This is a genomic window from Salinarchaeum sp. Harcht-Bsk1, assembly GCF_000403645.1.
Lineage (GTDB): Archaea > Halobacteriota > Halobacteria > Halobacteriales > Salinarchaeaceae > Salinarchaeum.
The window spans coordinates 2,617,127-2,644,120 of the sequence record NC_021313.1 but is presented as its reverse complement, the minus strand read 5'-3'; the positions used below and the strand labels follow the sequence as shown (position 1 = coordinate 2,644,120).

The following is a 26,994-nucleotide window of genomic DNA, read 5'->3' as shown; positions in this document are numbered from 1 at the left end:
AGCGTGATGATGCTGAGTGGTGAAGGTGGTATCCAAACAGTTAATCTTGGAAGACATCGGCAAGAGAGTTTTTGATAGACGGGTTTGATGGGCAAGTCATGTCGACTGCCGTGCTTCGGCCTCGCGGAGAGGGGATGCTCCGTGCGTGGGGAGAGATGATTGCGGAAGAACCAGCGGGGCCAGGCTACTCGTTCACCCCCAACCGGCAGCAGGTATTCCAGAATCGCCTGGAAGCATTTCTCGAAAACCCGTGTGAGGAAACACTTGAGGAGTTCTGGAGTGCCGACGCGGTCGATTCAGCGGACAATCCAGGCCAGGCAATCCTGCTGGCGGGGTTTGAAGACTATCAGGACTTCGCGTCATTCTTGGAAACGCTCGCGGCTGCCTCTGAGTACGATGCTGCCTGGGAGGACACGCTGACGTGGAAATGGGCGCTCTGGGAACTCTACTCCCGTAGTAATACAGATGAACCAGGGATTCTGACACGAGAAGCCTGTGAAGCGCTACGGTGGTTCGGAGTGGAGTGCAGTGGTGATTTCGCCGAACGGATGGACGTGTTGGAGGCGTTTCGAGAGACGTATTTCGACGTTGTTGGGCACGCGACGAAGGGAACAGAGCATGAAGCATCCGTCCGAGCGGAGATGGAACAGCTCTTCCATGCTTTTGCGACGTTAGATAGTGGTGATCTCTCAGCACAGCTGAAGGGCCCGTACAGCGAGTTTTACCGGGGACTGTACGGTGGCTCTGCAATGGACAGAGGGCGGCCTGACCCAGTTGAACTGGTCGACATCGGGCCGTTGGCGTATGCGTACGCCCATGGGAAGGTTAACGATGCGTACGACGAGCCCGACGTGTCCGGGTTCTTCGGCGGGTACTGGGAAAACTGGAAACGCGAATACTGTGACTACGTCGAGGAAACGATTCGTGACGAGTTTACGCTCGATGATCTCGAAGCAGAGGAGATTGAGCCGTTATTCAAGGCTTTGACCGACCGAGAAGCGACGAATCTCAATGCATCGGTGATCGAGTACCTCATGGGCGGGCAGTGGGGGCAGTACGTCTGGAACGATGTAGAGGAATACTTTACTTCGAATCCAGAAGAGGCCAGCGCCGTTCTCTCAGAGTTCTTCGACAGTTCGAAACCAGACGTCACACGGCTTCGACTCTTCCGCGAACATACGATCCACATCAAGGAAGAAGAGGGGCGTAGCCCCGGGTCGATCGAACGGATGGCGACGTCGCTCATGATGGTCTGTGAACCCGATGAGCAAATCGGACTCCCACCATCGAAGACAGCCGAGTTCGTTGAAGCGAAGACTACGTTAGATGACTACGAGTCCGGTTTTCGTCCGCGTCAGTACCGGTCGGTAGTGAACGCGCTGCGAACGTTCCGCGATGAAATCCAGAGTGCCGTCGAAGAGCTCGGTGGAGATCAATCCGTTTCGATGTTGGACGTCCACAATGTGATCTGGATGTACGAAGACAACGGCGAACCCTCGAACGACGAACTCCCGGCGTCCTATCGCGAGTGAAATACTATAGTACACATCTTCGGCGTAGACACAAAGGAGGATAGCACGGAGATCACGTCGACACCGCTTCGGTCGATCAGCCGAAATGTGACAAGGAGAAACGCTCCCGTGAGTGAGTTAGACCGGCATCTCGTCTAATCCGTCTGCCGGGTCGTGGAACAGCCGATCTAAGTCGGTCAGCTTCTCGACAGTGTCTTCGACGATCGTATTAGCGTTCTGGTCGGTGTCGACTTCCCAGCCGAAGTAGAGACGCTTCCAGTAATCCGAGCCGTGCTTGTTCTGTAGTACGTCTTTCACGTCGTCGGGGCCAGTGTACTTCTGGATATCTCGATTGGGGTGGTTGAGTCTGTTCCAGAACGTGCGGAGAGTCATCTCGTTCTCGGCGATGATGTCGGCAAGGCGATCCTGATTTGCTTGCACGAACGCGGCGCCGTCGTCGCTGACTGCGTGGACGTGGTGGGCGACGAAGAGTTCGTTGCGTGAATCGGCTTCGCCGTCATCCTCATCCCGGCCAAGCTCCGTTCTGACTTTCTCCCGCTGATGATGCGTAGACTCAGACTCATCTAGCTCATCTGCTATTTCCTTGAGATCCTGAGTGTTACTAGCTGACCCGCTTCCATGTTCATTGTTGGAACTCCGATTAGAGGAATGACGTTTCCGGCGGATGCGCCGTAACTGCGCCTTCACTTGATCTCGGCTGGGGTGTATTTACTGTCATGGTTCATAATGGTAGCAGAGTGCTAAAGTGCTTGCCCATATTTCACCAGAATCGCCAGTCTGCGTCGTGATCGATTCGTCAGTTCGCTGCGAAGATTTCGCGATCATGGTCGACCACGACGACCGAAACCGCACGAAAGTGAAAGGACGAGAGTGCTCCGACAGGGATTCGAACCCGAGGTGAGACGGTCGACCTCGCGACGCTCGGTCGCTGCGACTCGCGAGCTTCGAATCCCTTCTGGAGCATCCGCTCCTCACGTACGTTCGTCGCAGGATGCTCCGACAGGGATTCGAACCCTGGTCATTGCCGTGAGAGGGCAATATGATTGGCCGGACTACACCATCGGAGCGTGCACTTCCGGGTAACCGAGAGTGCAGTTTAACAGTTGCGTTTCCACCCGCCCGCGGCACGGCGTGACGTACGACGCCTACTCGGCGTCGTCGAACGGCGAACTCGCTGCTTCCGGTTCGTGGCCGGCGAGCGCGATGATGTTCTCGCGGCCGACCTGGATCTTCTTGATGCGGCCATCCTCCTCCATCTCGGAGAGGAGCATGCTGACCTTCGACTTCGACCAGTCGGTCTCCTCGACGATCGCCGTCTGTTTCATCCGACCGCCACCGTCCTCCAGGAGCTGCTGCACCCGGCGGTCGTCGGAGATCGGTTCCTCGGGGACGGCTGCGGGATCGGCAGTCGCCGAAGGGGCAGCGTCCTCCGCGCCCTCCTCGACGGTGTCGGCCTCGGTGGGCGTCGCCGGAGCCTCGGCTGCAGCCGACGCGGTCGATTCCTCGCGTCGCGGGATGCCGCCGTACCGGGTGATCGCGAGCAGCGTGACGAGCAAGAGCCCGATCACGCCGCCGCCGAGGAGCCACAGCATGCTGGCGCCGTCGTCGCCGCTCCCGCTGGCAACGGGCTGGGGAATCTGGAAGACGGCGCGTGGATGCCGATCGGCGAACTGGTGCTCGCCGGTCCACGTAACCGAGCGACTGTCGGCAAGCGTGGCGTTCGATGGCGAACCGTCGGGATGGACCGAGGTGAACTCGACGCCCTCGCCAGCGACGAAAATCAGCGATTGGGTCTCGCCGAGATAGAGACCGCCTTCGAACACGTCGCCGACGACGACCTCCTCGCCGCTCACGCGACCGAAGTTCGTCCACTCGAAGGCCAACTCGACGTACCCCTCCTCCTGCGTCGGCGTCTGGGCGATCCCGGCGTCGCGGGAGACGTTCCTCGCAGTCATCGGCCGACCGGTCAACTCGCTCGCGTGAGCCGTCAGGGAGGCGGACCGGTTCTGGAACTCCCGATAGAGGTCGGTCTCTTCCGTCCGAAACCGATCGGCGTACCGTTCGAACGCGGAGCGCTCGTCGTCGGTCTCGATCGGCCGTTCGTAGCGGAACACCCAGCGAGCGTCGCCGTCGCTTCGCACCCGGACCCGGAACGTCGATCGCTCGAACTGCTGCTGGGCGGTCGCGAGGAACTGGTCGCGCTGTTGTGGCAGCCAACGCAGCGGGGCGAGGAGCGTGCTGGTGCCCACAGCCTGCTCTTCCTGGGAGATCGCAGTGTGCGTCGAACCGATCGATTCGACAGCGCCACCGACGCCGGAATCCGCGTCGACGATCCCGGCGGCAGCGGGCACCGTGGCGCCGACCAGTCCGACCGAGAGGATCGCGAGTACCAGGATCCACTCGGGCCGGTCCATGCTGACTAGAGTGTCATGTGGGGTGCTGATAGGCTTTGCGACGACGACGATATCTCCAGCGACGATCCCCGACCGGGGCTGGCGATTCGACCAGGGATCCAGGAGCGCTCAGCGACCGAATCCCGTCGCTGGCCGTCGATCGGGCGTCCGGATCGGTACGGAGACCGGCAGACACAAACCCCACAGGGACGAACGAGGATCGTGATCAGCAACGTCGCCGCCGAGGTCCAGGCGTTCACGAGCAACGCGTTTCTCGTGGAGGGGGAGCGGCGCGTCCTCGTCGACACGGGCGCCGGGTTCGACGTTGTGTCGGTGATCGATGCCCACGGCGGCGACCTCGACGCGGTGGTGCTCACCCACACGCATCCCGACCACATTGGCAACGCTGCCGACCTGCGGAACGCGTACGACGTCCCTATCTACGGATACGATACGAACCACGACGCCGTCGACGAACCGCTCGCAGACGGCGACGTCCTCCAGCTCGGCGACCACGAGTACGAGGTGCTCCACACGCCCGGTCACGCCGAGGACCACTGCTGTTTCTACGCAGACGCGACGGGCGTGCTCTTCGCGGGCGACCTCGTCTTCCAGAACGGCGGCTACGGCCGGACGGACCTCCCCGGCGCCGATCGTCGGACGCTGCTGGAGTCGATCGAGTCCGTCCTCGACGTCATCGACGAGGATCTCCGCGAACTCCACACCGGTCACGGCCCGAGCGTCACGGAGGACGCATTCCAGCACGTCGAACTTGCAGCCCGGTCGGCGCGGGCGCGCTGAACGCCGCTCAATCCTGCTGCAGGCCTGTCCTGCCGAAGGAGACGTTTCAGTTCGATTCTGGAAGATCCTCGGGCCGGCGGAGGCCGTAGTACCCCGGCTCGTCGTCGCTCCGGGGATCCGCGACGACGAGGTCCTCCGCGTTCGTCATGATCCAGGGAATCGCCCAGTCCAGCAGGACGTCCTCGGTCTCGGGCTCCAGCCCCGCGTCCGGATCGAGGTCCTGGAGCAGTCGTGCGATCTCGTAGACGGTATAGCACTGGTCCGGTTCGAGGAGCTCCGCGGGCTCGTAGAAGTCACAGGGGTACAGTCCGTCGAAGGCCGACTTCGGTTCGGGCATGGCGACGGCTAGGGCGAGGTGCCCGGTAAACCGACCGATCCGGACCGACCTCGGAGGCGTGCGGATCCGATCCGACCTTGTTGTCGATTCTCACTTCGGTTGAGACGACGGGCTCCAAGAGGGTCGAAATGGAAAGAAGTCGTGGGATCGAACCGCACGAGCCGGCGGGGAGGTCGTTACTCGAACAGCGAGACGGCGTCGTCGTACTGGCTCGCGACGTTGTCCCAGTCGACGACCTCGAAGAAGTTGTCGACGAAGTCGCCGCGGGCCGGACCGTAGTCGTGGTAGTAGGAGTGCTCCCAGACGTCCAGGGCGAGGACGGGGTGGGAGCCCCAGAGCGCGCCCTGGTCGTGCTTGTCGACGACGAGGTTGCGCAGCTGCTTGGCGACGGGATCGTATACGAGGAGGGCCCAGCCGCCGGCGGCGGAAGCCGCGGCCTCGAACTCGCCCTTCCAGGCCTCGTAAGAGCCGAAGTCCTCCTCGATGCGCTCGCGGAGGTCGCCGTCGGGTTCGCCGCCGCCGTTGGGGTCCATGTTCTCCCAGAACAGCGTGTGGAGGTAGTGGCCACAGCCGTTGTGGGTGACGTTGCGGATCGCGGCCGCGGAGCTACCGAAGTCACCCTCCGAGCGGTTCTCGGTGAGGGTCTCCTCGGCGCTGTCGAGGCCGTTCACGTAGCCCTGGTGGTGGGTGTCGTGATGCCAGGTGACGACCTGCTCGGAGATGTGTGGTTCGAGCGCGTCGTAGTCATACGGCAGTGGCGGCAGTTCGGGGTTGGATCGTTCGGGCATGGAAACGTAGCCTCCAAATCTAACGTCTTTCGGAGTGGTGTTAAAGGTTTAGATGCCCCGAACGAAACGCCGCCGTCGAAGGACTCCGTTACTCCCGCGGACCCGGTACTGGGCTGGGCGTGCGACCGCATTCGAGGGATGGCTACAAGGCCGTCGCCGACGACGATTCGGCCATGACAGTCGTGGCATTCCTCTCGGTCGCACCGGTGAGGGAAGGGAGCATGGCCGCCGACGTGGCCGACGCCGTCGACGCGCTGGAAGCCTTCGACGTCGAGTACGAGACCACGCCGATGGGAACCGTCGTCGAGACCGACGACGTCGGCGAACTGATGGACGCGGTCGAGGCAGCCCACCGCGCGGTCGACGCCGACCGGGTGAGCACGTTCCTGAAGATCGACGACAAGCGCACGGCCACGAGCTCCGCCGCGGACAAGGTCGAGCGCGTCGAAGCGCACCTCGGCCGGGAAGCTCGTTCCGGCAGCGAGTAGGATCCGATCGGTCGGGGCTGCCTGGCAGACCCCATCGTGGATCACCGCGGCACTAACACTCACGTCACTGGACGTTGGATCCCCGCGCATGGACTTTGGCTACCACAACGCGTCCTTCGAGTACGCAGACGATCCCGAGAGCCGATCGCTCGTCGACTCGCTCGTCGACCGCGCGCAACTCGTCGAAGACGCCGGCTTTACCTGGTTCTCGCTGATGGACCACTTCTGGCAGCTCCAGTGGAGCGGCCACCTCGACGAGGACTTCGTGGAGTGTTACTCGGGGCTCTCCGCGCTCGCGACCGCCACCGACGACATCGACCTCAGCGCGCTCGTCACCTGCATCCACTACCGCAACCCGGCGTACCTCGCGAAGGTCGTCGCTTCGCTCGACCAGCTCTCGGAAGGTCGCGCGATCCTCGGCATCGGTGCGGGCTGGTACGAGGACGAGTACGACGCGATCGGCGTCCCCTTCGAGGACCCGGCAAAGCGCATCCGCGAGCTTCGCGACGTCATCAAGCTCTGCCAGACCGCCTGGGACGAGGACTCGCCGGTCAACTACGAGGGCCAGTACCACGACCTCGACGACCTGATCCTGGAGCCCAAGCCCGACGACGTACCGATCCTCGTCGGCGGTGGCGGCGAACAGCTCACCCTGCGCGTGACCGCCGAGTACGCCGACATGTGGAACATCCCCGGTTCCGACCCCGAGACCTACGAACACAAGCTCGGCGTCCTCAAAGAGCACTGTGAAAACGCCGGCCGGGATTACGACGAGATCACCAAGACCGCGACGATCACGACGATGATCCGGGACACGACCGAGGAGGCCCACGAGGCCTACGAGGACCACCTCGAAGCGTCGAAGGCCGGCCCGGCCGACCGCGACGAGTTCCGCGGACTCGTCGGCACGCCCGAAGAGGTCGCGGAAGGCGTCGAGACCTACCAGGATCTTGGCATCGACAGCTTCCAGATCCAGGTGCCCAAGAACGAGCGCGAGACGACGGTCCGGTTCATCGACGAGGTCGCGCCGCAGTTCTGAACGGGAACTGTCGTACCGTCGCGGGACAGAGATCGTCGGCTGCCGCGGCGAGGGGCCGATATCGTCGGCTGCCGCGGCGACGGCTCGTACACACACACACGCAACCCTTTATTCGATCACCGGCCCAGCCACGAGTATGGAGAGTCTCAATCGGACGGCCCTCGAACTCGTCGACGAGGCACTCGAGTTCGCAGGGGAGCTGGACATCGGCGCCCACGAACTCGACAACGAGGCGACGGTGCTGGACTTCGGCGTCGAGTTCTCGGGCGGCATCGAGGCAGGCCTGCTGCTCGCGGAGATTCAATCGGCCGGGCTCGCGACGGTCCAGTCCCACGTCGACGAGGTCGGTGGCGCGCCGATCCCCCACGTCGAACTGACGAGCGACCAGCCCGGACTCGCGCTGCTGGGGGCCCAGAAGACGGGCTGGGAGGTATCCGTCGACGACTACGAGGCCCTGGGCAGCGGTCCCGCACGCGCGCTCGTTGCCGAGGAGACGATCTTCGACCGCCTGGGGTACACCGACGTCTTCGAGTTCGCCGTGCTCGCCCTCGAGAGCGACGAACTCCCCACGGAGGCCGTCGCCGAGCACGTCGCTGATCTCGCGGACGTCGAGCCTGGCGCGGTCTTCCTCCCGACGTACCCGACGGCCAGCCTCGTGGGGAGCGTGACCGTCGCGGCCCGCGCTCCGGAGCTGGCGGCCTTCCGACTCGCCGAACTGGGATACGATCCGACGAAACTCGTCTCCGTCAGCGGCGCCGCACCTGTCGCCCCGATCGCCGGCGACGAGGAGACCGCACTCGCACGGACGAACGACGCGCTCGCCTACGGCGGGCAGGTCCACCTCGTCGTCGAGGAGGACTTCGATCGCTTCGAAGAACTCCCCTCCACCGCCGGCGAGGAGTACGGCCAGCCGTTCTACGAGATCTTCGAAGCCGCGGACTGGGACTTCTACGACCTCCCAGCGGACGTGTTCGCGCCCGCGCAGGTCACCGTCGACGTCGTCGGCGGGCCGACGTACGCCCTCGGCGAACGGGACGAGGACCTGCTCGTCGAGAGTTTCGAACTGTAACCTCGAGGACCACCGCCCCGATTCGAGCAGAGCCACCGATGCGCTTCAAGACCGTTCCCCCCGCACCGCCCGAGAACGTGCCCGCAGCGGAGGCGCTGCGGACCGTCCGCGACGCGCTCCCGCTGGTCCCCCGGAGCCAGGACGACTGCTGTGGGCGACTGGTCGATCGGGTGGCGTGGATCGAGGAGCGCGACGTCGCGACGGAGTGGATCGGCTTTCTGCGCGCGCTCGGCCTCGCCGAGCGAAGCGACGCGGGATACAGCCGCGTGCGTGACGACGTCGACACCGACGCGCTCGCGACTCGATTTCGGGCCAACGTCGTCGGAGTGGGGGCAACGATCGACGCCCTCGAAGCCCAGGAGGAGCCCCAGACCGCCGGGGAGGTCTTCGAGGCGATCGAATCGACCGTCCCCGAGTGGGAACGCCGGCGGAGCGACACGTGGCACGAGGAGTGGAACGATCACACCGAACGGTTGCTCGCGTGGGCGACGGCACTGGAGATCGCAACGGCCGTCGACGACGGCTATCGACTGAGCGCATCGGGAGGTTGAAACTTCGGTTGGGCGTAGCGCCTCGGTGGAGGCCCTCCACCGATGCGGACCGCCACGAGACGCGTCGCCGGCATCGTCGTCACGGAGTTCGAACGCTCGATCAGGTCCTACGCCCTGCTCGTACTCTCGGTCCTGTTCGTCTGCTTCGCCGGCGGCCTGGCTGCGATCCAGTGGGTGCCGATCATGTTTCGGGACAGCCACGTCCCGACCAGTACGCTCGCGATGCTCAACAGGATGCGCCAGCCCACGGTGCTGCTCGTACCTGCGATCGGGATCGCGCTCGGCTACGGTGCGATCGTCGGCGCCGTCGAGCGGGGCAGTATCAAACTCGTGCTCGGCTTGCCCGTCGGTCGGGGCAGCGTCGTGCTCGGGACCGTCCTCGGTCGGACGGCCGTCGTCTCGACGGCGATCCTCGTCGGTTACGGCGTCGTCGGACTGATCGCACTCGGCTTCTACGCAACCTTCGACGCAGCGGCCTTTCTGGCGTACACGCTCCTCACGATCTGCTACGGCACGACCTACGTCTCGATCGCCGTCGGCTTCTCTGCGTTCGCCCGCTCCCGTAGCCGGGCGCTGTTCGGCGCCATCGTCCTCTACGCGATCTTTCTCGCGTTCTGAAACGTCGTGCTCGTCGGCCTGCAGTACGCGACGGTCGGTGGAGAGGTGCCGGAGAACGGGCTGCCGACCTGGATCCAGTTCGTCGGGATCCTGAACCCGGCGAACGCATTCACCCTGGCAGCCCGCGGCCTCGTTCCCGAATACGCGGCCATCACGACGCTGCCGGAGTCCGACGCCGCCCTCCTCCAGCACTGGGTCGGCCTCCTCGTGCTCCTCGCCTGGATCGTGATCCCACTCGCCGTCGGGACGGCTCGATTTCGACGTGCGGACCTCTGAGACGACCAGGAGAACGTGCGAGCAGTACCCGTAGCAATCCTTTTGCCAGCGGCCCGAGTTCCTCCGAGTATGACCCTCGATGGGGACGATCCCCGCTCCGAGCCCGTCGAGTACGAGCCCGTGAGCGTCAAGGACGTCCTCGTGGAGATGAAGGACACCTCGGAGCTACTGATCGACCTCGCGTACTCCGCGGTGCTCCACAACAGCGACGCCATCGCCGAGGAGGTGTTGCGACTCGAAGAGCAGATGGACGTGCTCGAGATCCGCGCGCGGATGAGCATCATGATGGCGGCGCGAAACCCCAGCGAGACCGAGGTCCTGGCGCCCGTGCTCGGCGTGGTCGGTGGCGCGGAGAAGATCAGCGACGCGGCGGGCGACGTCGCGAAGATCGTTCTCGGAGACATGGGACTCCCGGACGCGATGCGCGCAGCGCTTCCGGAGGCCTTCGAACCCCTCGAGCGCGCGACGGTCACGTCCGACTCGCCCTACGCAAGTCGCACGCTCGGCGAGATCGACCTCGAGAGCGAGACCGGCGTCCGCGTGATCGGGATCCGCCGCGGCGAGGACTGGTTCCTGAACCCGGGGCCGAACACCGGACTGGCTGCCGACGACGTCGCCTTGATCAGGGGCCCGGACCACGCCATCGACGACGTCTACGAGACGATCGCCGACGAGGGCTACGAGTCCCACGCCGAACCCGAACCCGCGATCGACGACCTCGATCGGGCGGTCGACTCGATCGTCCACATGAAGAACCTCTCCGAACTCGCCGTCGACCTGGCCTACGGCTCGGTGCTGTTCGACGACGCTGCGCTCGCCGAGGAGGTGCGAAACCTCGAGGTCGAGGTGGACGCCCTCCAGTCACGCTTCGAGGCGTGGACGCTGGGCGCTGCCGCCGAGGCCGAGGATCCAGTTACCCTGCGAGGGCTCATCCGACTCGGGTTCGCCACGGAGACGATCAGCGACGCCGCACTCGAGATCAGCGAGGGCGTCCTTCGCGACATCGACGTCCATCCGGTCGTGGAACTGGCCGTCCGCGAGAGCGACGAGGTGCTCACCCGCATCGAGGTCGAGGCGGGGAGTGCGCTGGCTGGCGAGGAACTCAGGGAAGGCGTGCCCGCGGTCGGTCCGAGCACGACGGTTATCGCGATCCGGCGACCGGAAGTCGGCTGGGTGCTCGTCGGCCAGTCCCACGAGGTCCTCCAGGCCGGCGACGTGTTGATCGCGAAAGGGACGCGGACGGCGGCCGACTCGTTCAAGACGCTCGCAAGGGCCGAGTGAACGTCGGGGCAGGCAATTCCTTCTTCCCCGTCACGTGCCGGCCTAGAGTACCACGATCGCAACCACAGAGAGGATCAGGACGCCCAGGATGTCACAGACGTTGGTCACCACAGGCACCGTCACGTCGTCCGGGTCGTACCCACGTCGATAGGAAACGTACGTGGCGGCGATACCGAGGCTGACCGCGATCGCCGCCAGCGAGAGACCGGAGACGAGCGAGATCGTCAACAGATCCGACAGCGCCATCGGCGACCCGAGGAGGTGTCCGAGCCCGTAGGCGACGATCGCGAGGACGGTGAACACCGTCGCGGCGAGCCCCATGATGGCGAGGATTCCCGCACGGAGCTGTGGCTCGCGGGGGTCGAACGAGATCGTACCGAGGTGGAGCTGCGTGGAGAGCCGTGCTGCCATGATCGCGCCGAGGTTCCCGCCCATCCCGATCATCACCGGGACGAGCACGAGCAGCGTCGGATTGCCGAGGTACGTCGATTGGAGCGACTCGAGGACCAGTCCCGATCCGAGTTCCAGCACGGAGAGGACGAGGAGGAGTGGGGCCATCGTCCGGACGATGTGTCCGACCGACCAGGTGTCGACGCGATTCGGCGACGGGTCGCTCACGGGCACACCCCCATCAGGTCACCACCCCGACGGCGGTCATCGAAACGAGGAGAAAGACGACGCCGAAGACATCACCAAGGGTCGTCACGATCGGCCCGATGAGGTTGTCGGGGTCCACCCCGCGCCGGTAGCCTGCGAAGACCAGCGCGAGGAGCCCCACGATCAGCACGGTCGCGGTGGCGAGGGCGGCGAGCACGAGCACGCCGACGAGTTCGAACAGCGGTGCCGGCGATCGGCCAGGCTGCACGGAGAGTATCGTCCACGACGCGAGAGCGATGAACGCCGACATCGTGAGCCCGTTGATCACGGCGGCTGCGACCGCGTTCACGAGGCGCCGCTGCCACAGTAGCCTGGGTTCGACGATCCCCTGGTGGAGCCCGCTCGCGATTCGTGCTCCGAGCGCCCCGTAGACGTTTCCGCGCGTGGCGAGGAAGGCCGGCAACGCGAGCAGCAGGCCGGGGTAGGACTCGAACCCCTCGACCATCGCTGGCGTCCCGAGCACGAAGCCGGCGAAGATACCGCCGGCGAGGCTAGCAAGCAGCACTGGCAACGACTCGCGGTAGATTGTCCAGACCGACCCGCGAGCGTCCATGTCTCTCGACAGATGGCCTGCCACAGTAAAACCAGGTGGCTCGCCCAGCGCGGGCGAGGTGATTCCGAAGAAATGACGCGAGCGTTGATCGGCACTCTCGAAACGAACTGGCTCGCGCGCACCTGGCTCGGGCCGAAACATCGCATATACCCTTTCCGAACGAACCACGCCTGTGTTCCCTGTGAACAGGAGGCAATAAACGGTCGTTAATACCGATTCCGCTATTCCATACTATAGCCGTCTGTAGGCCTCTATTCCCCGAAATTGGGGGATCCAACGAGCTCGGAGATCCTCCCAGTAGTATGCATCAAAGCACAACGTCGCACAACGTCCGTTCTGTTTGTACGCTAGAAAGCCTCTGCTTATACACCCCGCCCGGGTATATTTCACCAATGATAAAGCAATGAATAACCATTGCATTTATGCACTGTTTGACCAACACTCGGGTATGGCGCAGAAAGCCAACCGCGTGCAGGACTTAACTAACCGACGACGGATTCTCCAGGGGCTCGGCGCCCTGGGCGTAACGAGTATCGCAGGCTGTTTCGGAAGCGGTGATGGCGGCGGTGGCGGTGGCGGCGACGGCGTGAATCCCGTCCGTGACCGCGTTACCGTCGACCCCGAAGACATCGTCGAGGGCGGAACGTTTAGCACTGCCATTCCCGGCGGCGTCGACACGTTCGACGAACCGTACAGCAGCTCCGCCTACGCGACCAACATGCAGGGAGTGCTTTACGAGGGCCTCATCACTACGGGTGCAGACGGCACGATGTATCCCTGGCTCGCCTCCTCGTACTCTCAGGAGGAAGTGAACGACGTCAGGGCGGCCGACTACGAACCCTACATGGTCGAGGCAGAGTACGGCGACGAGGGTGCCCCGCAGCTAGACGGGCAGATCGTCGTCGAGCATCCCGACAACACGGGCGACGGGACGGACATGTTCCTGACCGTCAACGAGGCGCCCGACGCCGTCGCGGACGGTACGTACGGGATGCGATACCGCTTCGAACTGGAGGAGGGCGTCGAGTTCCACAACGGCGAAGAGATGACGGCCGACAACGTCGTCGCCTCCTACGAGCGCACCCAGGGTTCGGCCCTCTCCGGGCAGGTCTACGACGCGCTGCTGGACGTGCAGGCCGACGGTGACTACGCCGTCGACTTCTACACCCAGGAGCCGGACGCCGGGTTCCTCCGCAACACGATCATCATTTCGATCTGGCCAACCGAGGTCACGGACCTTCCACCGCAGGCACACGACCCACGCCAGGGCAACGAGCCGATGGGGACTGGTCCGTTCGTGTTCGAGGAGTTCGAGCCCGACCAGTACTTCCGCGCGACGAAGAACGAGAACTACTGGTTCGACACGGACAAGAAGGACTGGTTCGAGGGGCCCGACGACTTCCCCAACGGTCCTGTCGTCGACGAAGTCGACATCAGCATCGTGCCCGATCCCGCGTCACGGACCGCCGCACTACGAAACGGCGAGGTCGACCTGACGTTCGGACTCAACACGTCGAACCTCACCGAGTTCGACAACTCCGAGAACTACCGGACGGCGTACACCAAGGGCGCCGGCTTCAACTTCTTCCAGTTCCCCGTCACCGTCGAACCCTTCACGGACGCGCGCGTCCGCCGGGCGATCAACCACCTGATCCCCCGACAGCAGATCTCGGACAACATCTTCAACGGCTGGGAGCTCCCTGCGTGGGTGCCGATGCCCCCGCTCGCAGCCGGCATGGGGACGACCGACTACGACGGGATGGTGGAGGACCTCAAGAGCTACAACGAGTACGATCAGGAGGAAGCGGCCAGTCTCGTCGAGGAAGCCGTCGAGGAGAACGGCTGGGAGACGCCCATCGAGGTCACGATCAACACGAACGCGAACGACGACAACCGCGTTGCGATGTGTGAGGTCGTCGTCGAGGCGCTGAACCAGTCGGATCACTTCAACGCGAGCCTGGACACGTACGCCGACCTCATCACGATGATCGGCGCGTTCTACCAGCCGTCCTACGCGGAAGAGGGGAACATTGCCGTCGTCGGCCTCTCCGGTGGCTTCAGTCCGCACGGCTACGCGAAGGCCGTCCACCATCCCGACAACTACCTCCAGTGCTGTAACTTCCAGAACATCGACGACGACGACCTCAACAGCCTGCTCCAGGAGGCTCGGTACGGAATGGAGGCCGTCCAGGACGAGGAGGTCCGACAGGAGCGGTACGAGGAAGTCTGGGAGCGTGTCCTGGAACTCAACGCCAACTCCTACGGAACCCACGGTGCGACCGTCGGCGTCCACCCGACCGAGGGCATCTACGGCTTCAACACCTACCCGAGCACGCAGAGCGTCGTTCCCTACGCTCTGTACACGCCAGCAGACGAACAGATCACGTACATCGACCGGTGAGCTGAAAGCGACACCCCCATAGCTACCGATCGTTTTCATCGCCACAATGCAGCTCTCATACGCCACATGAGTGGGCTACGTCGGTTCGTACTGAAGCGACTGCTACTGACCATCCCGATACTCTGGGGAGTCTCCGTCATTACGTTCGCCCTCGTCTACCTGACCCCCGGTGATCCGGTCGACCTGATGACGAGCCTGAATCCGAACATAAGTCCGGCCCAAGAGGCCGCACTTCGCGAGCGCTACGGCCTCAACGATCCGGTCTACGAGCGGTACTTCGACTGGATGATTAACGCGCTCCAGGGCGACTTCGGACGAGTCTACCAGACCAACCGCGACGTGTCGGACCTGGTCGTCGAACGGATCCCACCGACCGCTGCCCTCGGCCTCTTCGGCTGGGCCTTCGGTCTGATCATCGCGATCCCGACGGGGATCTACGCTGCGGTGAAGAAGGACGAGCTCGCTGACGACGTCAGCCGGTTCGTCGCACTCTTCGGGATCTCCATTCCGAACTTCTGGCTCGGGCTCATGCTGATCCTGATCGGCGCCCTGTGGCTGGGCTGGTGGCCTGTGCTTGCACCTCGGGAGCCACTCTACCACCCGAAAATGCTCTGGTACCTCGTCCTGCCCGGGCTCACGATCGGAACGGCGTCGTCAGCCGTACTGATGCGCATCATGCGGTCCTCGATGTCCGAGGAGTTGAACAAGGAGTACGTCACGGCCGCACGAGCCAAGGGGCTCCCGGAGCGGACAGTGATTCTGAAGCACGTCCTTCGAAACTCGCTGATCTCCGTCGCGACCGTAGCGGCGTTCCTGACGGCCAACATCCTCGCGGGGTCCGTCGTCGTCGAACAGGTATTCAACTGGCCGGGCCTCGGGAGAGAACTCGTAGAGGCTGCGTTGGACCGTGAGGTCAATCTCATCATGGCGATCACCCTCTTCGTTGGGTTCGTGATCATCGTCATGAACCTCATCGCAGACATCGTGTACGCCATCCTCGACCCGCGGATCAGATACGACTAGAGATATGGAACGTGGACGCATCACGATTTCCGGGTTCGATCCGGAGCGCGTGACTGAACGGGAAGCACTGTCGGACTGGACCGACGAATCCAGCTCTGAAACGAAGAGTCGATGGTGGCGCGCGTGGCGACGATTCCGTCGGAATCGCTCCGCGATGCTCGGACTGCTGATCGTCGCTCTCATGGCAGCGATTGCGTTCTTCTCGATGCCGGTGAAGGTGTTCGGCGTGACGGTCCAGCCGTTCCACCTGGCGCCACACCGGCCGGACAAGATCCTCTACCTGACCAATCCCGACGTGAGCATCTACCAGCAGCCCAACTTCGAGTATCCGATGGGAACCGACCAGAACGGGCGCGACATGCTCTCGCGCGTGATGGTTGGTGCACGATACAGCATCTCCATTGGCTTCATCGTCGTCGCGATCACTGGCACGATCGGGCTGATCTACGGCGCGATTGCCGGGTACTACGGAGGATGGGTAGACGAACTCCTCATGCGGTTCGTCGACACGATCTTCGCGTTCCCCGGACTCGTACTCGCACTCGTCATCGTGACGATGCTCGGGAAGGGATACTGGGAACTCGTCCTGGCCTTCTCGGCGTTCGGGTGGGCCAGTTACGCCCGTCTCATCCGGGGAGAGATTCTCAAGGTCAAACAGGAGGAGTACGTCACCGCAGCCAAGGCGCTCGGTGCACGCGACGCCTCCGTCATCTTCAGGCACATCGTTCCGAACGCGATCGCACCCCTGATCGTCCAGGCGTCGCTGTCGATCGGAACCGTCGTGATCGGCGTCGCCGCGCTCGGGTTCCTCGGACTGGGCTTCCCACCCGGAACGCCAGAGTGGGGAACGATGCTCGACTCGACTCGCCAGACGCTGATCCAGGGCCCCGGCGGCTCTATTCCGTGGTGGGCCACGGTCTATCCCGGCGGCGCAATCTTCCTGTTCGTCATGGCGATGAACATGATCGGCGACGGGATCAACGACGCACTCGATGCCCAGGAAGTCAGCACCGTCGGCCAGGGAGGTGGTGGATAGATGGCACTGCTCGAGATCTCCGACCTGACGGTCGAGTTCTACACCGAGGAGGGCGTCGTCACCGCCGTCGACGAACTCTCCTACCACGTCGAACGCGGCGAAACGTTCGGCGTCGTCGGAGAGAGCGGAGCGGGCAAGTCCGTCAGCTCCCTCTCGCTGATGCAGCTTATCGACGATCCAGGCCGCATCGTCGGTGGCTCGATCCGCTTCGACAATCCCGACACGACCGAACGGCTCGAAGGCGAGTATCCCGAGCGCGTCATCGACGTCGACGAACTCCGCACAGAGTACGACCTGTCGGAGGTCGTGCGGGATCTCGCCCAGACCGGGGCAGACGGCGCTGACCTGACGGGGAACGACGCCCACGAGGGAATGTCGCCGACGGATGTCCCGGCGAGCGAGTACGACTTCCACGACGTTCTGGAGCGGGGCCACGCCGTCGACCTCGGACTCATCGACGAGCACGACTTCATCGTCCACGACGGCAGCGACAGCTACGTGGAGTTGATGCGTGCGCCCGAACCGGCGGTCCGGTCGATCCGCGGTCGCGAGATCGCGATGATCTTCCAGGACGCCCAGACGGCGCTCAATCCGGTCTACCCCGTCGGCGAGCAGGTCGCGGAGCCGATCCGTCACCACCTCGATTACTCCGAGTCAGAGGCGAAGGAGCGAGCGATCCAGCTCCTCGACGAGGTCGGGATCCCCGACGCAGAGGCGCGATACTCGGACTACCCACACGAGTTCTCCGGCGGAATGCAACAGCGCGCAGTCATCGCGATGGCGCTGTCCTGTGACCCCGACCTCTTGATCGCCGACGAGCCGACGACTGCGCTAGACGTAACCATCGAGGCACAGATCCTCGAACAGATTCAGGATCTTGCTGCGGAGTTCGACACCGCCGTCCAGTTCATCACGCACGACCTGGGCGTCATCGCAGAGATCTGCGATCGCGTGATGGTGATGTACGGCGGCAAGCCCGTCGAGAAGGCGTCCGTCGAAGAGCTCTACTACGATCCCAAACACCCCTACACGGTCGGACTGATGAGTTCGATCCCGCGGGTCGGCGACCAGAGCGAGCGGCTCCAGACGATTCCCGGCACGATGCCGGACCTCGTCGAGTTGCCGCCCGGGTGTAGCTTCCACCCGCGCTGTCCGTTCGCAGAAGAGGCCTGTACCAGGAAGGAACCAGCACTCGTCGACCCCTCGACTGGCGAGGAGGTCGACGAGATGGCCGACCGTGGCGCGGCGTGTCTCGAGTACACCGGCGACCTCGAGGGCGGTCTCGACTACGAGGTGAAGGTCGAGGACGCCGACGTCGACCTGGAGAACCAGGCCGCGGTCGACGCACAGGGAGGTGATAGCGATGTCTAGAGCGAACGAGGAGCCGATCCTCCGCGCGGAGAATCTCACCAAGCACTTCGACACGAGCGAGGGATTCATCGACGACCTCCTCGGTCGGTCGCAGATGGTCAAGGCCGTCGACGGCGTCGACCTCGAACTCTACGAGGGCGAAACGCTCGGCGTCGTCGGCGAGAGTGGCTGTGGGAAGACGACGCTCGGACGGACGCTGCTCCGCTTGCTCGAACCAACCGACGGATCCGTGACCTACCGCCAGCGCGTCGACGACGCGACGGCTGGCGACGGCACGCGATCGACCGAGCGAGAGGAGATCGACCTGATGGATCTGTCGAGCCGGAAGCTCCGGAGCCTCCGGACGGACCTGCAGTACATTTTCCAGGATCCGTTCTCGAGTCTGAACCCACGACTCACCGTCGGAGACATCATCGGTGAGCCGCTGGACATCCACGACATCGCGAGCGGCCAGGAGCGCAACGACCGGATCAAGGTGCTCCTGGACACCGTCGGGCTCAACCCGAGCCACGTCAACCGGTATCCACACGAGTTCTCCGGTGGGCAGCGCCAGCGCATCGGGATCGCGCGAGCGCTGGCGGTCGACCCGGAGATCATCGTCTGTGACGAGCCGGTGAGCGCTCTGGACGTCAGCGTACAGGCGCAGATCCTGAACCTGCTCGAGGACCTCCAGGAGGAGTTCGGGCTCTCCTACGTCTTCATCGCCCACGACCTCAGCGTCGTCGAGCACATCTCCGACCGCATCGCGGTGATGTACCTCGGCGAGTTCGCGGAGGTCGGAACGACCGAGGAGATCTTCGAACCACCGTACCACCCCTACGCCGAAGCGCTTCTCTCGGCGATTCCCGAGCCCGACCCTGGCTGGGAGGGCGATCGCATCCTCCTGCCCGGGACCGTGCCGTCGCCGATCAACCCACCCAGCGGCTGCCGGTTCCACTCCCGGTGTCCGCGGGTGATCCAGCCCGAGAGCGTGGACCTGGAACAGGCGGACTGGCGGTCGCTGATGGACTTCAAGGTCCGGCTCCGGGAAGCCGAAGGCCTCGAATCGGTCACGGCAATCGAGGGCGCCGAGGAGACGTCCGCCGTCGATACCTCCTCCGAGATCACGGCCGAGGGACACGTCGATCCGGAGACCGCGTCGCGCGCCGAACTCGACACGCTCGTTCGCGACGAGTTCGAACTGCCGGCGACGCTCGCCGACAGCCGCGCGGAATCCGTCCTCTCGGACACGATCGGTGCGCTCCACGAGGGCGACGTTCGGGGCGCGAGCGAGCACATCGACGAGGAACTCCCCTCACCCTGCGAGACGACCACTCCCGAGCAGATCCACGTCGGCGGCACCCACCAGATCGCGTGTCTCCGTTACGACGACACCCACGAGGGAACGCGGCCGGTCTGGGAGGGCCAGAGTCCGGGCGACGCGACGGCGGACGATTAGGCCGCGGACGAGTACACTTCACTCGGAACGCTTTAGCGACTCACACGCCAACGCAGAGACAGATGCGACGGATCTACGACTCGAGCGCGCTCCATCGGGACGACGCGGAGACGCACGCTCCGCGTGAGCGCAACCGGGAGGCCAGGCCACAGGCGATGCGGTCGGTACCGAGCGGCTTCTTGAGCAAGCTCTTCGTCCCCTACTGGCTGCGTTATCGGGCTGTTTCGGTCGACGTCTCGACCCCCGATCGCACCTTCGAGCAGGGACAGCGCGTCCCGTTCACCATCCGGATGCGCAACGAGTTACCGATCCCGATCACACTGCCGATCGAATCGCCCCTTCCGTGGACGTGGGCCGTCGACGGCCACCCCGAAGCCTCCCACGTCCAGCGAACGACCGTCCCGGACGAACGTCGCGGCTACCACTTCGATCGAGGCGAGGCAAAGGAGTTCACGCGACACTGGTCCGGTTCGTTCCGTATCGCCAGGAGGGAGTGGGAGCCGGCGGCTGCCGGCGAGCACGCCATCAGCGTCGCGGTGAACGTCGCAAATCCAGCAGACGTCGGCCTCGAGGCAACGACGACTATCCGGATAGACGAAGACTGATGGGGCGTCTTTGCTGTGACGTTCGCGGGCGTCCGTTGCAGTGACACCTACTACCTCATGCACCGACCGGGCCGCTAGCGGAGCGTGCCGCCGGGCGTATCGATCCCGTCCGCGGCGTGGGCCGGGAGCTCCAGGATCCGCGCCTCGCAATCCTCACACGCCATGGTCACGACATCGAACGATCGGCAACACGACTGGACGACCGACTCGTTACCCACGACCGAACCGCCACACGCCGGGCACGCTTGGCGGAAGGACCGGAGCGATTCGAGGAGGTTCAGTCGCTGTTCCAGCGGAACGTCGAGCCAGTCGGCGTCGCTCGCGAGAAGTGCTTCGTGAGCGGCAACGTCCGCGAGCAACGCCGCCTCGGACGGCCACTGCCGGATGCGGGCGTCGATTTTGATCGCCGGATAGTCTCGATCGACGTGTTCGAGCTCGGCTGGTTCGACCTCGAACAACGTCGCGAGCCCGTCGTCGAGGTCGTCGACGGCGAGCCCTTCGAGGTGACGAGCGACTCGTTCGGTGAACGCATCGGTCAAGACGGGGTCATCGGACGGCCCTGGCTCGATGACGCCGTTGTCCTGCAGGAACGTCTCCGGATCTACCTCGTTGGCCCTCTGTTCCTCGAGCTTCTGTATGGCCTCAAACTCCGGTTCGTCGCCGTCGGAGGCGTCGTCGGCGCCGGCACCAGTCCCCGTTTCGTCCCCACGCACCCCAGTTCCTCCGCTCTCGGCGGGGTGACTCTCGGCGTGATCGAACCGAGCGAGCACTGAATCGGGCAGGTACCGCTTCGTCAACTCTGGCGTCCCTGGGACGAGGTAGCCACGGAAGTAAATCACGAGCACTGACACCGCGAACACCGCCGCCGCCAGCGGGGGCGCAATCACCGCGGCGAGCAGGCTCGCTGCACCCGCCAGCACGAGGTTGACCACTGTACATGGGAGGCATCGGTTCGAACCGGTGTACTCGGGGCGTCGGAGACCGGCAAATACCGAGGACTCGCTGGACATACGCGATGCTGGCACCGGAGCACCAAAAAACGCCCGCGGCTTCCGGAATCTGCCCGTGCTGTGACCGGCCGAATCGGGCTCAGTCGTACCGCTCGGCGAGCCACGCTTCCCAGGGCTGCTTCCCCACCGCGCGGTCGGGGGTCGTCGCAGCGCCGGCCCGGAACGCAGCGGCTGTCTTTCCCGGGAGCGGCAGGCGGACGATCGGCCGCCTGTACCCGCGGGCCGAGCGGTACGCCTCTGCGAGTTCGCGGCCGGTTCGGACCTCAGAACCGCCAAGTTCCGCGGCGTAGCCGACCGGATCCTCGTCGGCGTGCTCGGAAATCGCGACCGCGACCTCGGCAGCGGCGATGGGCTGGACCCGAAATCGCGTGACCCACGGCCAGATCGGGAGCCGTGCGACCATGCCGAGCAGTTCGTCGACGAACTCGTGAAACTGCGTCGCACGGACGATCGTCCAGGGGACGTCGCCCTCACGGATCGCCTGCTCGGCGGCGAGTTTGTGTTCGTAGTAGCTGAAGGAGGTCATCTCGTCGACGCCCACGATCGAGGGGTAGACGAGGTGGGAGACGTCCGCCGCCTCGGCTGCAGCGACCAGCCGCCCGGTTCCCCGAGCGTCGACCGCCTCGGAATCGCCCGTCGCGTTGCTCGCCGCGTGGACGATCACGTCCGCGGCTGCCACTGCCCCCTCGATCCCCTCGCCCGTGCCCAGGTCGAGTTCGACCCACTCGAGTTCGGAATCGCTACCGCGGCCAATCGGATCGTCCCCACCGGAATCGGTCGGGGGTGACCGACTCGCAGCGATCACGTCGTGGCCGGCCTCGCGGAGTCGCGGCAGTAGCTCCGAGCCGAGGGTCCCGGTCGCGCCGGTCAGGAGCGTTCGCGTCACTCCTCTGGTGCCGCATCCAGGACCGTCCCCACGCCCTTGCTACTTCCCTCGCGGAAGACGAAGCGCTGGCCTTCCTGGACGAGGTACGGCTGGAACTTGAAGCGGAGGCGGGCGCGACCGGTGTCACCGGGCAGGAGCGGGCCGTCCTCCGGGTAGATCGCCGCCGCCTCGCTCAGGGTCTCGAGGTGGACCACGGGCTCGTAGCCGGCGTCGATGCGCGTCGGGTGGTTGAGCACCATCACCTCGGCTTCGAACTCGCGGGTCGGCGTCGGCTCGGCGTCGCGAGGCAGGAGCGCCATCCCGCGGTCGATCTCCCGCTCCTCGACGCCCTTGAGCGCGATGCCGACGATCCGGCCCGCCCGGGCCCTGTCGACGCGGTGGTAGTGCATCTCGATCGAACGGACCTCGACTTCACGGAAGGAACCGTCGGGCATCGGCCCCAGCAAGAGTTCGTCGCCGGACTCGACGGTGCCGGAGGTGATCGTTCCCGACGCGACCGCACCGACGCCCGTGACCGAGTAGGTCCGGTCCACGTACATCCGGAAGGGGTCGGCGGCCGCACCGCCGCCGGTCTTCGGGAGGTGCTCGAACAGTTCGTCGAGGACGGTGATGCCCTCCATCGTCACCGCGCTCGTGCCGACGATCGGGACGACGGTCTCGTCGATCTCCTCGATCGCGGCCTCGACGCCGTGTCGCCGTACGAGCAGCGGCGTGCGGTCGGCGTCGCGCAGGAGGCGCTCGATCTCCCGTTCGGCCTCCTCGAGGCGCTCCTCGGAGACGAGGTCGGTCTTCGTGATCGCGACCATCGTCGGGAGGTCCGTCGCGAGCAGGACGCCGAGGTGCTCGCGGGTCGTCCGGGTCGGGCCGTCGTCGGCCGCAACCGTCAACAGCCCGTAGTCGAGCTTCTGGCCGACGAGGCCGCGGATCGTCGTCCGCAGCCAGGGCTCGTGGCCGACGGTGTCGACGAAGGAGACGAGCCGGTCGGCCTCCTCGACGATCCGCGCCCGGTCCGTCTTTCGATCGGGGTTGTCCATCCGCACCGGGCCGTCGTCGTCGAAGCCGTAGACGCCGTAGGAGAGGTCCGCGGAGAGGCCGCGCTCGACCTCGTGGGGCTGGACGTCGAGGTAGGAGCGAGTGCCGCCCTCGCCGTCGTCGGCCTGCCCGGTCAGCAGCGTGCCGACGAGCGTGGACTTGCCGTGGTCGACGTGGCCGGCGGTGCCGACGACGATGTGCTCGTCGTCCGTCTCGAGAATCGCGCCCTCGCGGACCGTTGCGAGCCCCACGAGGCCGCGATCCGCGTCGACGTCCCCGGAGCTGACGTGACCGCGGCGGGGATCCGGCACCTCCGCAGCGTCCATCGATCCGTCGAGTTCGGGGCTAGTCTCTTCGACGGGGACGCCCCAGGTCTGGACCTCGTCGATGTGGCACTCGGCCTCCTCGGCGAGCAGGCTGAGGACGTCCATCGTCTCGGAGAAGACGTCGGGGGCGACGCCGGCGATGCCGCCGTCATCAGTGACGCCGAGGACGTAGGTCGCCTCGCCGTCGCCGGAGAGCACCCGGTGGCGGAGTTGTGCCGCCAGGCTCTCCCTGCGCCCCTCCGAGAGGTGGGTGTCCTTCGAGAGGCGCTCCTTGAACTCCACGCTGCCCCCTTCGCGTTCGCCGCGATCGAGCGCCTGCTCGAGCGCGGCCCGCGGCGGGCTCATGTGATCCAGCGTTGGGAATCGGGCGACAAAACTCTCCCGGTCGGTATGCGTGTGCATGGCACGATTGGAGCATATCGAGGCGTACCAGCGACTCGGGAGCGCTCTAGATCCCTCTGGTAGGACGTCGATACCGTCAGGCCGCCCGGTCTAGCGTCTCGTAGGCCTCGTTGACGCGCTTGAACGCGTCCGTCGAGCCGCCACGGTCCGGATGCGTCTCTTTGACCTTCTCGCGGTAGGCGTCCCGGATCGTTTCGGCGTCCGCGTCCGACCGCACACCGAGCACGCCGCGGGCTCGATCGGGCGACATGCCGGCGTTCGACGGCTGCGCGCCTGGCCGCCGTCCCGACGCCTCACTACCACGATGGCCGGGGCCGGGCGCCCAGGGTTCCGCCCTGTCCCGTCCGCGCTCAGCAGCCGTTCGCTCGCGCGCTCGCCGGCGCTCCTCGCGCCAGTAGGTACCACCGCTGCCGTCCGGGTCGTTCTGGGGCCCGAAGCCCGTCGCAGCAGCCCGACGGCGACGGCGGTCTCGTCGGGTGCCAGCCGACCGGCGGCGCCCACCCTGCCGCCGTGCCCGCTGGCGCAACCGCTCGGTCAGCCGTCCGGTCGCGTGGTACCAGAACAGGTACGCGACCGCGGCCAGCGGAATCGCGAGCAGCAGGATCGGCCAGCCGACGACGGCCGCCGTCAGGGCGAGCATCGCCGCCATGACGGCGAAGAGGCCGGCCAGCCAGCCGAGGACCACCGAGTGCACGGGGGATTATTGGGCGTCGATCGCCGTAAGCCCCTCGCCGGGGAATGAGGGCGGAGCGACGGCGGTCCGCCGCGAGTGCCGGCCTGGGATTCAAACCACCACAGGTCGTAGTTTGGGGCCATGAGCGTCTCCGGCCTCTGTGAGATCTGCGAACAGGCACCGGCAGTGGACAGGTGCGAGCGCTGTGGCGCCGTTGTCTGCCGCGAACACCTCGCAGAACGGCTCGGATTCTGTACGCGATGCGCCGCCGAGGTGCAGGGTGGCGATCCCACGCCCGGCGAGGGTGGAGATACGTTCCAGTTCTGAGAGCGAGGCAGCGAGAGTTAGCGAGGACCAGAGACGACGAGAGCTAGAGAAATCGAGAGAGAGAGAGCAGGAGAGGGAGAGAGCGGCTGCCACCTGCTCGACGGCAGCGCGTAGCGGGTTACCGGTGCCGATTGAGTCGACGCTTCAGAGACCGGGCGGCGCTGGCGGCGGCTTCCTCGAAGCGATCCGCCGGGACGTTCGCGTCTTCATACGCGAAGATGATCCCCCGCGTGGAGTTGACGAGACCGACGCCCTCGTAGGGGCCTGCCGAGGCGGTGCCGTACTCGACGGCGGCCTCGGCGTCACCTCCCTGGGCGCCAACGCCAGGGACGAGGAACGGGAGTTCGGGGACGCGGTCGCGCACTTCCTCGAGTTCCTCGGGGGCCGTCGCACCGACGACGAGACCGACGTTGCCGTCGTCCCACTCCGCTGCGAGGTCCGCGACGCGCTCGTAGACCTGGTCGCCGTCCTCGAGTTCCAGTGACTGGAGGTCCTCGCCACCGGGGTTCGAGGTCCGGCAGAGGACGAACGTCGCCGCCTCGCGATGGGAGAGGAACGGCTGGAGGGAGTCCTCGCCCATATAGGGGTTGGCCGTGATCGCGTCCGCGGAATCCAACAGCTTCGCGTACTGGCGAGCGGTGTTCCCGATGTCGGCTCGCTTCGCGTCGAGGACGACCGGCACGCCCTTTCCCTCGGCGTAGGCCAGCGTCTCCTCGAGTGCTCGCCACCCGTCGGGATCCTCGTAGAAGGCGGCGTTTGGCTTGAACGCGGCCGCGTGCTCGGCCGTCGCGTCGATGATCCGCCGGTTGAACGCCCAGCGCGGCAGGTCGTGGTCCTGTACGGCGGGCGGCAGCCGGTCGAGGTCGGGATCGAGGCCGACGCAGAGGAGGCTGTCCGCCGCGGCCACGCGATCGGCCAGGCGATCGAAGCAGTTCATACCTGCACGTGTGGCGGGCCGGTCTTTACTCGTTTGTATCGGCATCGGCCGCGTCTCCGGAGGTGACTCGCTCGGCCACGGCCGCTTCGAGGACGTCGACTGCACGCTTGACCTGCGCACCGTACGCCAGCCGAACGGCGAGGCCGCCGGTTCGCCACTCCGGATCGACCTCGAGGTCGGCTGCGACTGCCGCGTCCCGTGCATCGGGCCTCGTGGCGTCGAGTACCAGCGTCGCCCCCGTCTCGTGGACGAACACCCGGGCGAACAGTTCGCCGGCGTCGCCTGGCGTCGGCTCTCGTCGAGGATCCCTGTCGCCCTCGAGCAATCGAACGTCGTAGGCGCGCTCGCCGTCGGGCGTACCCTCCACCGTCCGGTCGGCGTTCGCGACCGCGAGCGGCGCCAGCAAGCCGCTCCGGCGGCCGTCGATCTCCGAAGCCAGCAGCTCGCCGATGCGATAGCCGTCGGTGAGCCGCTCCTGCACCATACCCGCATTCCGCGGTCGCCACACTTGGGCGACGCGGTCGGGCACGATCGACCGAACACTTCGGGTCGCCCGATCGTACAGCGTGGATCGATCGACCGTTCACTCGTCGGCCGCCAACTCGGACCGTGCCCGCTCGGCGACGTCGGTCACCGGCTCGCCTTGTCGGCGCGCGTAGACCACCGCGGCGGCCTCGATGGTCACGCCGAGGTCGGACTGGAGCTGGTTGATCCCCGCCACTGCCTCGCGCTTCTCGTGCCCGGCGTCGGTCAGGACGTCGAGGACGCGCTCGAAGGCCGAGCGATCGCGCAGCAGGTCCTCCCCGGGCGAGAACTCCTCGGGAATACTCGTCTCGCCGACGTCGAAGGTCGGCGCGACGGCGTCGTCGCTCCGATCGATCAGCCCCTCTCCATCGGCGACGTCGAGCAGGCGCTTCGCCTGTGCCGGCGAGTACCAGCGACGGTCCATCGCGATCGCCGCGACGAACTCGCTCTCCCCAAGTTCCTCCACGCCCCGTTGCCGGAACGGTGCCGCCACGGTCCGCCGCAGATCCATCGGCCGACAGTCGCCGCGAGGAGGTATTGAAACTGGCGATGCTGGCAGTCGCGATGGCCATGGGGGGTACTGGATCGGACCGAAAATCGGCGGAAGCAGCGGAGGCTC

Annotated in this window: 27 protein-coding genes, 1 tRNA gene and 1 pseudogene; 15 read left to right on the top strand and 14 right to left on the bottom strand. The window is 65.4% G+C overall.

The window, feature by feature from the left end:
- The first annotated feature begins 98 nt into the window (after positions 1 to 98).
- The gene (locus tag L593_RS12190) at positions 99 to 1,532 is read left to right on the top strand and encodes a hypothetical protein (protein WP_049894122.1); all 1,434 of its coding nucleotides are present in this window, start codon (positions 99 to 101) and stop codon (positions 1,530 to 1,532) included.
- Between the two features lie 117 nt (positions 1,533 to 1,649).
- Here L593_RS12190 and L593_RS15690 read toward each other — a convergent pair whose 3' ends face one another.
- The 3 genes from L593_RS15690 to L593_RS12175 all read right to left on the bottom strand — a co-directional run bounded on the left by L593_RS15690 (position 1,650) and on the right by L593_RS12175 (position 3,946).
- Positions 1,650 to 2,219, bottom strand: coding sequence for a hypothetical protein (locus tag L593_RS15690; RefSeq protein WP_144060758.1), 570 nt, complete (start codon positions 2,217 to 2,219; stop codon positions 1,650 to 1,652).
- Positions 2,220 to 2,524: 305 nt separating this feature from the next.
- Positions 2,525 to 2,599: transfer RNA gene (locus L593_RS12180), tRNA-Glu, on the bottom strand.
- Positions 2,600 to 2,677: 78 nt separating this feature from the next.
- Positions 2,678 to 3,946: a hypothetical protein gene (locus tag L593_RS12175; RefSeq protein ID WP_020447274.1), complete on the bottom strand. Its 1,269-nt coding sequence runs from the start codon at positions 3,944 to 3,946 to the stop codon at positions 2,678 to 2,680.
- A gap of 201 nt (positions 3,947 to 4,147) precedes the next feature.
- On the opposite strand from L593_RS12175, the gene L593_RS12170 reads away from it, so the two are divergent.
- The gene (locus L593_RS12170; protein WP_020447273.1) at positions 4,148 to 4,726 is read left to right on the top strand and encodes an MBL fold metallo-hydrolase; all 579 of its coding nucleotides are present in this window, start codon (positions 4,148 to 4,150) and stop codon (positions 4,724 to 4,726) included.
- Between the two features lie 46 nt (positions 4,727 to 4,772).
- On the opposite strand, the gene L593_RS12165 is transcribed toward L593_RS12170, so the two are convergent.
- Entirely contained in the window at positions 4,773 to 5,063 is a 291-nt protein-coding gene (locus tag L593_RS12165) for a DUF5827 family protein (protein ID WP_020447272.1), read from the bottom strand.
- 176 nt (positions 5,064 to 5,239) lie between these two features.
- The gene (sod, locus tag L593_RS12160; RefSeq protein WP_020447271.1) at positions 5,240 to 5,851 is read right to left on the bottom strand and encodes a superoxide dismutase; all 612 of its coding nucleotides are present in this window, start codon (positions 5,849 to 5,851) and stop codon (positions 5,240 to 5,242) included.
- Between the two features lie 173 nt (positions 5,852 to 6,024).
- Between sod and L593_RS12155 the strand changes: the two genes are divergently transcribed.
- The 6 genes and pseudogenes from L593_RS12155 to L593_RS12130 all read left to right on the top strand — a co-directional run bounded on the left by L593_RS12155 (position 6,025) and on the right by L593_RS12130 (position 11,173).
- Entirely contained in the window at positions 6,025 to 6,339 is a 315-nt protein-coding gene (locus tag L593_RS12155; RefSeq protein ID WP_049894479.1) for an MTH1187 family thiamine-binding protein, read from the top strand.
- An 88-nt stretch (positions 6,340 to 6,427) separates the two neighbouring features.
- Positions 6,428 to 7,378, top strand: coding sequence for a TIGR03560 family F420-dependent LLM class oxidoreductase (locus L593_RS12150; protein WP_020447269.1), 951 nt, complete (start codon positions 6,428 to 6,430; stop codon positions 7,376 to 7,378).
- 136 nt (positions 7,379 to 7,514) lie between these two features.
- Positions 7,515 to 8,447: a methenyltetrahydromethanopterin cyclohydrolase gene (mch, locus tag L593_RS12145; RefSeq protein WP_020447268.1), complete on the top strand. Its 933-nt coding sequence runs from the start codon at positions 7,515 to 7,517 to the stop codon at positions 8,445 to 8,447.
- 38 nt (positions 8,448 to 8,485) lie between these two features.
- Entirely contained in the window at positions 8,486 to 8,998 is a 513-nt protein-coding gene (locus tag L593_RS12140) for a hypothetical protein (protein ID WP_020447267.1), read from the top strand.
- Between the two features lie 42 nt (positions 8,999 to 9,040).
- Positions 9,041 to 9,892, top strand: a pseudogene (locus L593_RS12135) (ABC transporter permease subunit).
- Between the two features lie 69 nt (positions 9,893 to 9,961).
- Positions 9,962 to 11,173 (top strand): potassium channel family protein, encoded by a 1,212-nt coding sequence (locus L593_RS12130; RefSeq protein WP_020447264.1) that lies wholly within the window; start codon positions 9,962 to 9,964, stop codon positions 11,171 to 11,173.
- 42 nt (positions 11,174 to 11,215) lie between these two features.
- On the opposite strand, the gene L593_RS12125 is transcribed toward L593_RS12130, so the two are convergent.
- Positions 11,216 to 11,797, bottom strand: a complete 582-nt coding sequence (locus tag L593_RS12125; protein WP_020447263.1) for a magnesium transporter — start codon at positions 11,795 to 11,797, stop codon at positions 11,216 to 11,218.
- A gap of 7 nt (positions 11,798 to 11,804) precedes the next feature.
- Positions 11,805 to 12,383 carry a magnesium transporter gene (locus tag L593_RS12120; RefSeq protein ID WP_020447262.1) on the bottom strand — a complete coding sequence of 193 codons (579 nt, stop codon included), beginning with the start codon at positions 12,381 to 12,383 and terminating at the stop codon, positions 11,805 to 11,807.
- Between the two features lie 448 nt (positions 12,384 to 12,831).
- Between L593_RS12120 and L593_RS12115 the strand changes: the two genes are divergently transcribed.
- The 6 genes from L593_RS12115 (at position 12,832) to L593_RS12090 (ending at position 20,257) form a co-directional block, all read left to right on the top strand.
- Entirely contained in the window at positions 12,832 to 14,784 is a 1,953-nt protein-coding gene (locus tag L593_RS12115; RefSeq protein WP_020447261.1) for an ABC transporter substrate-binding protein, read from the top strand.
- A gap of 66 nt (positions 14,785 to 14,850) precedes the next feature.
- Positions 14,851 to 15,807 carry an ABC transporter permease gene (locus tag L593_RS12110; RefSeq protein ID WP_020447260.1) on the top strand — a complete coding sequence of 319 codons (957 nt, stop codon included), beginning with the start codon at positions 14,851 to 14,853 and terminating at the stop codon, positions 15,805 to 15,807.
- 4 nt (positions 15,808 to 15,811) lie between these two features.
- Positions 15,812 to 16,843: an ABC transporter permease gene (locus L593_RS12105; protein WP_020447259.1), complete on the top strand. Its 1,032-nt coding sequence runs from the start codon at positions 15,812 to 15,814 to the stop codon at positions 16,841 to 16,843.
- Positions 16,844 to 18,214 (top strand): ABC transporter ATP-binding protein, encoded by a 1,371-nt coding sequence (locus L593_RS12100; protein ID WP_020447258.1) that lies wholly within the window; start codon positions 16,844 to 16,846, stop codon positions 18,212 to 18,214.
- Positions 18,207 to 19,652: an ABC transporter ATP-binding protein gene (locus L593_RS12095; protein WP_020447257.1), complete on the top strand. Its 1,446-nt coding sequence runs from the start codon at positions 18,207 to 18,209 to the stop codon at positions 19,650 to 19,652. Before L593_RS12100 ends, L593_RS12095 begins: the two co-directional genes overlap by 8 nt.
- 62 nt (positions 19,653 to 19,714) lie before the next feature.
- On the top strand, positions 19,715 to 20,257 hold the full coding sequence (locus L593_RS12090) for a hypothetical protein (protein WP_020447256.1): 543 nt from the start codon (positions 19,715 to 19,717) through the stop codon (positions 20,255 to 20,257).
- Positions 20,258 to 20,331: 74 nt separating this feature from the next.
- Here the strand turns inward: L593_RS12090 and L593_RS12085 are convergent, their stop codons facing one another.
- From L593_RS12085 to L593_RS12070, 4 genes are all read right to left on the bottom strand, one after another.
- On the bottom strand, positions 20,332 to 21,189 hold the full coding sequence (locus L593_RS12085; protein ID WP_020447255.1) for a hypothetical protein: 858 nt from the start codon (positions 21,187 to 21,189) through the stop codon (positions 20,332 to 20,334).
- 157 nt (positions 21,190 to 21,346) lie between these two features.
- Positions 21,347 to 22,153 carry an SDR family oxidoreductase gene (locus L593_RS12080; protein ID WP_020447254.1) on the bottom strand — a complete coding sequence of 269 codons (807 nt, stop codon included), beginning with the start codon at positions 22,151 to 22,153 and terminating at the stop codon, positions 21,347 to 21,349.
- The gene (locus tag L593_RS12075; RefSeq protein WP_020447253.1) at positions 22,150 to 23,856 is read right to left on the bottom strand and encodes a GTPBP1 family GTP-binding protein; all 1,707 of its coding nucleotides are present in this window, start codon (positions 23,854 to 23,856) and stop codon (positions 22,150 to 22,152) included. Before L593_RS12075 ends, L593_RS12080 begins: the two co-directional genes overlap by 4 nt.
- A 133-nt stretch (positions 23,857 to 23,989) precedes the next feature.
- The gene (locus tag L593_RS12070; protein ID WP_020447252.1) at positions 23,990 to 24,607 is read right to left on the bottom strand and encodes a J domain-containing protein; all 618 of its coding nucleotides are present in this window, start codon (positions 24,605 to 24,607) and stop codon (positions 23,990 to 23,992) included.
- 120 nt (positions 24,608 to 24,727) lie between these two features.
- Here L593_RS12070 and L593_RS12065 point away from each other — a divergent pair, with 120 nt between their 5' ends.
- Positions 24,728 to 24,913, top strand: coding sequence for a hypothetical protein (locus L593_RS12065; RefSeq protein WP_020447251.1), 186 nt, complete (start codon positions 24,728 to 24,730; stop codon positions 24,911 to 24,913).
- 118 nt (positions 24,914 to 25,031) lie between these two features.
- On the opposite strand, the gene pyrF is transcribed toward L593_RS12065, so the two are convergent.
- The 3 genes from pyrF to L593_RS12050 form a co-directional block, all read right to left on the bottom strand.
- Complete coding sequence (pyrF, locus tag L593_RS12060) at positions 25,032 to 25,850, bottom strand: orotidine-5'-phosphate decarboxylase (protein WP_020447250.1); 819 nt, start codon at positions 25,848 to 25,850, stop codon at positions 25,032 to 25,034.
- 25 nt (positions 25,851 to 25,875) lie between these two features.
- Positions 25,876 to 26,334 carry a hypothetical protein gene (locus L593_RS12055; RefSeq protein WP_020447249.1) on the bottom strand — a complete coding sequence of 153 codons (459 nt, stop codon included), beginning with the start codon at positions 26,332 to 26,334 and terminating at the stop codon, positions 25,876 to 25,878.
- Between the two features lie 99 nt (positions 26,335 to 26,433).
- The gene (locus tag L593_RS12050; RefSeq protein ID WP_020447248.1) at positions 26,434 to 26,886 is read right to left on the bottom strand and encodes a DUF2240 family protein; all 453 of its coding nucleotides are present in this window, start codon (positions 26,884 to 26,886) and stop codon (positions 26,434 to 26,436) included.
- Positions 26,887 to 26,994: the final 108 nt, after the last annotated feature.

Excerpts from the sequence above, each read along its gene's own strand:
- L593_RS12175 (WP_020447274.1), bottom strand. The coding sequence starts at position 3,946 with ATGGACCGGCCCGAGTGGATCCTGGTACTCGCGATCCTCTCGGTCGGA.
- L593_RS12095 (WP_020447257.1), top strand. The coding sequence starts at position 18,207 with ATGTCTAGAGCGAACGAGGAGCCGATCCTCCGCGCGGAGAATCTCACC.
- L593_RS12100 (WP_020447258.1), top strand. The coding sequence starts at position 16,844 with ATGGCACTGCTCGAGATCTCCGACCTGACGGTCGAGTTCTACACCGAG.
- pyrF (WP_020447250.1), bottom strand. The coding sequence starts at position 25,850 with ATGAACTGCTTCGATCGCCTGGCCGATCGCGTGGCCGCGGCGGACAGC.
- L593_RS12110 (WP_020447260.1), top strand. The coding sequence starts at position 14,851 with ATGAGTGGGCTACGTCGGTTCGTACTGAAGCGACTGCTACTGACCATC.
- L593_RS12130 (WP_020447264.1), top strand. The coding sequence starts at position 9,962 with ATGACCCTCGATGGGGACGATCCCCGCTCCGAGCCCGTCGAGTACGAG.
- L593_RS12190 (WP_049894122.1), top strand. The coding sequence starts at position 99 with ATGTCGACTGCCGTGCTTCGGCCTCGCGGAGAGGGGATGCTCCGTGCG.
- L593_RS12150 (WP_020447269.1), top strand. The coding sequence starts at position 6,428 with ATGGACTTTGGCTACCACAACGCGTCCTTCGAGTACGCAGACGATCCC.
- mch (WP_020447268.1), top strand. The coding sequence starts at position 7,515 with ATGGAGAGTCTCAATCGGACGGCCCTCGAACTCGTCGACGAGGCACTC.
- L593_RS12115 (WP_020447261.1), top strand. The coding sequence starts at position 12,832 with ATGGCGCAGAAAGCCAACCGCGTGCAGGACTTAACTAACCGACGACGG.
- sod (WP_020447271.1), bottom strand. The coding sequence starts at position 5,851 with ATGCCCGAACGATCCAACCCCGAACTGCCGCCACTGCCGTATGACTAC.
- L593_RS12120 (WP_020447262.1), bottom strand. The coding sequence starts at position 12,383 with ATGGACGCTCGCGGGTCGGTCTGGACAATCTACCGCGAGTCGTTGCCA.
- L593_RS12165 (WP_020447272.1), bottom strand. The coding sequence starts at position 5,063 with ATGCCCGAACCGAAGTCGGCCTTCGACGGACTGTACCCCTGTGACTTC.
- L593_RS12105 (WP_020447259.1), top strand. The coding sequence starts at position 15,812 with ATGGAACGTGGACGCATCACGATTTCCGGGTTCGATCCGGAGCGCGTG.
- L593_RS12050 (WP_020447248.1), bottom strand. The coding sequence starts at position 26,886 with ATGGATCTGCGGCGGACCGTGGCGGCACCGTTCCGGCAACGGGGCGTG.
- L593_RS12140 (WP_020447267.1), top strand. The coding sequence starts at position 8,486 with ATGCGCTTCAAGACCGTTCCCCCCGCACCGCCCGAGAACGTGCCCGCA.
- L593_RS12055 (WP_020447249.1), bottom strand. The coding sequence starts at position 26,334 with ATGGTGCAGGAGCGGCTCACCGACGGCTATCGCATCGGCGAGCTGCTG.
- L593_RS12155 (WP_049894479.1), top strand. The coding sequence starts at position 6,025 with ATGACAGTCGTGGCATTCCTCTCGGTCGCACCGGTGAGGGAAGGGAGC.
- L593_RS12075 (WP_020447253.1), bottom strand. The coding sequence starts at position 23,856 with ATGAGCCCGCCGCGGGCCGCGCTCGAGCAGGCGCTCGATCGCGGCGAA.
- L593_RS12065 (WP_020447251.1), top strand. The coding sequence starts at position 24,728 with ATGAGCGTCTCCGGCCTCTGTGAGATCTGCGAACAGGCACCGGCAGTG.
- L593_RS12090 (WP_020447256.1), top strand. The coding sequence starts at position 19,715 with ATGCGACGGATCTACGACTCGAGCGCGCTCCATCGGGACGACGCGGAG.